At 69.3% G+C, this 3,713-nt stretch carries 1 protein-coding gene; it reads left to right on the plus strand.

Annotated features, from left to right (window positions below; genetic code table 11):
* A partial coding sequence (locus tag ACLQ2W_RS33740; RefSeq protein WP_425791926.1) for an SDR family NAD(P)-dependent oxidoreductase occupies positions 1-3,713 on the plus strand: 3,713 nt, incomplete at both ends.

A 3,713-nucleotide genomic window follows, 5' to 3' on the forward strand; every position in this document is an offset into this window, starting at 1 on the left:
GGTGTGTTGAGCTCGCAGGCTGGTCGGGTTGCGGCCGGGTTGGGGCAGTGGCCGCCGGCGGATGCGCGGCCGGTGGCGGTTGACGGCTTGTACGAGCGGTTGGCCGATGGTGGGTATGTGTACGGGCCGGTGTTCCAGGGCTTGCGGGCGGTGTGGCGTGGCGGCCGGGATGTGTACGCCGAGGTGACGCTGCCTGAGCAGGTTGGGGCGGATGGGTTCGGGTTGCATCCGGCGGTGTTGGACGCGGCGTTGCACCCGATCGGGTTGACCGGGCTGCTCGGCGACAACGAGGCGGCGGTGTTGCCGTTTGCGTGGAGCGGGGTCCGGCTGCACGCCACCGGGGCGACGACGCTGCGGGTCCGGCTGACATCCGCCGACGACGGCGGTGTCGCGGTGGCGGTGTTTGACACCGCCGGTCAGCCGGTCCTGACCGCGGACTCGCTGGTGCTGCGACCGGTGACCACCGAGCAGTTGGGTGCCGGGGTGCCGGACGCGGCGCGGTCACTGTTCACGGTGCAGTGGGTGCCGCTGCCGGACGCGGAGCCCGACACCACGGCGGCGGCTGCCGAACTGGTCTGGGGATGGCATGGGCAGGTTGAGGGTGAGCTGCCCCCCGTCGTGGTGGCCGAGCTACCAGCTGCGGACGACGCAGCCGGCGTTGTCGAGGCTACGCACGTGGCGAGCGCGTTGGTGTTGGGTTGGGTTCAGGATTGGCTGGCTGATCCGGGCACGGAGGGTTCCCGGTTGGTGGTGCTCACTCACGGTGCTACCGATGGCAGTGACCTGGCCGCGGCCGCGGTGTGGGGCCTGGTCCGTTCCGCGCAGTCCGAACACCCCCACCGATTCATCCTGCTCGACACCGACCTCGACACCGACCACGGCAGCGAACTGGGCAGGATCCTCACGGCGGTGCTGGACAGCGGCGAACCGGAGATCGCGGTACGCGCCGGTGAGCTGTATGTCCGCCGGTTGACCCGAGCCGGTACTGGCCGGCTGTCTCTGTCCGGCGCCGATGGGTTGTCGGCGGGGTTGGATGCGGGTGGCACGGTGGTGGTCACTGGTGGGACTGGGGTGTTGGGTGGGTTGGTGGCCCGGCATCTGGTCACTACGCATGGGGTCAGGCATCTGTTGTTGTTGTCGCGGCGGGGTCCGGCCGCGGCGGGGGCGGCGGAGTTGGTCGGTGATCTGACCGGGTTGGGTGCGCGGGTGCGGGTGGTGGCGTGTGATGTCGCTGACCGGGACGCTTTGGCCGGGGTGTTGGCGGCGGTGCCGGCCGGGCATCCGGTGGTCGGGGTGGTGCACACCGCGGGAGTGCTTGATGACGGGGTGGTCGAGGCGTTGACGCCGCAGCGGCTGGACACGGTGCTGCGGGCCAAGGCCGACGCGGCGTGGTGGCTACACGAATTGACCCGGGACATGGATCTCGGATTGTTCGTGGTGTATTCGTCGGCGGCGGCCACGCTCGGGTCACCGGGGCAGGGTAACTACGCCACGGCGAATGCGGTCTTGGATGCCTTGGCGTTGCGGCGGCGGGCTGAGGGTCTGGTCGGGCAGTCGTTGGCGTGGGGGCTGTGGGCGCAGCAGTCGGCGATGACTGGGCATCTCGACGATGTGGATCTGGGTCGGATGCGACGCAGCGGCGGGGTTCTTGCTATGTCCTCTGAGGAGGGCTTGGCATTGTTCGACGCGGCGGTGCGTATCGACCGGCCGCAGTTGGTGCCGATGCGGGTGGATCTGGCCGGGCTGCGTCGCGCCGGCGCTGGTGGCCTGCCGCCGTTGTGGCAGGTGTTGGCCGGCGGCTCGGCCCGCCGGGCGGCGTCCACGGCCGATAGGCCGGTGGGTCTGGTCGCCAGGTTGGCGGCTATGGGGGTTGAGGAGCGTCAGCGGACAGTCCTGGAACTGGTGCGGGGACAGGCCGCGGTCGTGCTCGGCCATGCCGGCCCGGCGGCGGTTGATCCGGACAGTGCGTTCCGTGAGCTCGGTTTTGACTCGTTGACCGCGGTGGAGTTGCGTAATCGGTTGGCTACCGCGACTGGGTTGTCGTTGCCGGCCACGCTGGTCTTCGACTATCCGGCCCCGGTGGTGTTGGCCCGGTACGTGTTGACGGAGCTGCTTGGTGAGCACGTCGATGTTCTTGTGCCGGTAACGGTTGGTGCGGGTGTGGATGAGCCGGTGGCGATTGTGGGGATGGGGTGTCGGTATCCGGGTGGGGTGGGTGACCCGGAGGAGTTTTGGCGGTTGTTGGTTGAGGGTGTTGACGCGGTGGGTGGGTTCCCCGTGGATCGGGGCTGGGATGTCGGGTCGTGGGATGGCCCGGATTCGGCGGGGTCGGGGACCGCGTATGTCCGCGAGGGCGGGTTCCTGACTGATGCGGCGTTGTTTGATGCGGGGTTCTTTGGGATCAGTCCGCGGGAGGCTGTGGCGATGGATCCGCAGCAGCGGTTGTTGTTGGAGGTTTCCTGGGAGGCGTTGGAGCGGGCGGGGATCGACCCGTCGGGGCTGCGCGGCTCGGACACCGGCGTGTACGTGGGCCTCATGTACCACGACTACGCGATGCAGTTGGCGGCGAGCCCGGCTGAGACCGAGGGATATGCCACCGGGACCAGCGGAAGCGTGGCGTCAGGGCGGGTGGCGTACGCGCTGGGTCTGGAGGGTCCGGCGGTGTCGGTGGATACGGCGTGTTCGTCGTCGTTGGTGGCGGTGCATTTGGCGGCGCAGGCGTTGCGGTCGGGTGAGTGTTCGATGGCCTTGGCCGGTGGTGTGACGGTGATGGCCACGCCGGGGGCGTTCGTGGAGTTTTCTCGGCAGGGTGGGTTGGCTGCTGATGGGCGGTGTAAGCCGTTCGCGGATGCGGCTGACGGTACGGGTTGGGGTGAGGGTGTCGGGGTTGTGGTGTTGGAGCGGTTGTCGGATGCGCGTCGGCGGGGGCATCAGGTGTTGGCGGTGGTGCGGGGCAGTGCGGTCAATCAGGATGGTGCGTCGAATGGGTTGAGTGCTCCGAATGGGCCGTCGCAGCAGCGGGTGATCCGTCAGGCTTTGGCCAACGCGCGGCTGACGCCGAGCGACGTGGATGTGGTCGAGGCGCACGGCACGGGCACCACCCTGGGTGATCCGATCGAGGCACAAGCACTCATCGCCGTTTACGGTCAGGACCGGCCCGCAAACCAGCCGTTGCGGTTGGGGTCGGTGAAGTCGAACATCGGACACACCCAGGCAGCCGCAGGCGTCGCCGGGATCATCAAGATGGTCCTCGCCATGCGGCACGGGCTGATGCCCAAGACGCTGCACGTGGACGCCCCGTCGTCACACGTCGACTGGTCGGCCGGTTCGGTGCGGTTGCTGACCGAGGCGACACCGTGGCCGGTCAACGGCCGACCACGACGCGCCGGGGTGTCCTCGTTCGGAGTCAGCGGCACCAACGCCCACCTCATCTTGGAGGAGGCCGAACCGCTCAAGATCCTGGAGGAGGCCGATCCGTTCGAGCCGCCGCGGGACACAGCGGCCGACCCGGTGGGTTCGGGCCAGGGGGCGCCGGTGGTGCCGGGTGGGGTGGTGCCGTGGTTGTTGTCGGCGAAGTCTGAGGTGGCGTTGCGGGCGCAGGCGCAGCGGTTGGCGGGGTTCGTGGCTGACCGGCCCGAGGTGGATCCGGTGGTGGTGGGGCGGGCGTTGGCGGCCCGAGCCGTGTTTGCGCACCGGGCGGTGGTGGTCGCCGC

This window comes from Micromonospora sp. DT227 (assembly GCF_049841835.1).
Taxonomy (GTDB): Bacteria; Actinomycetota; Actinomycetes; order Mycobacteriales; family Micromonosporaceae; genus Micromonospora.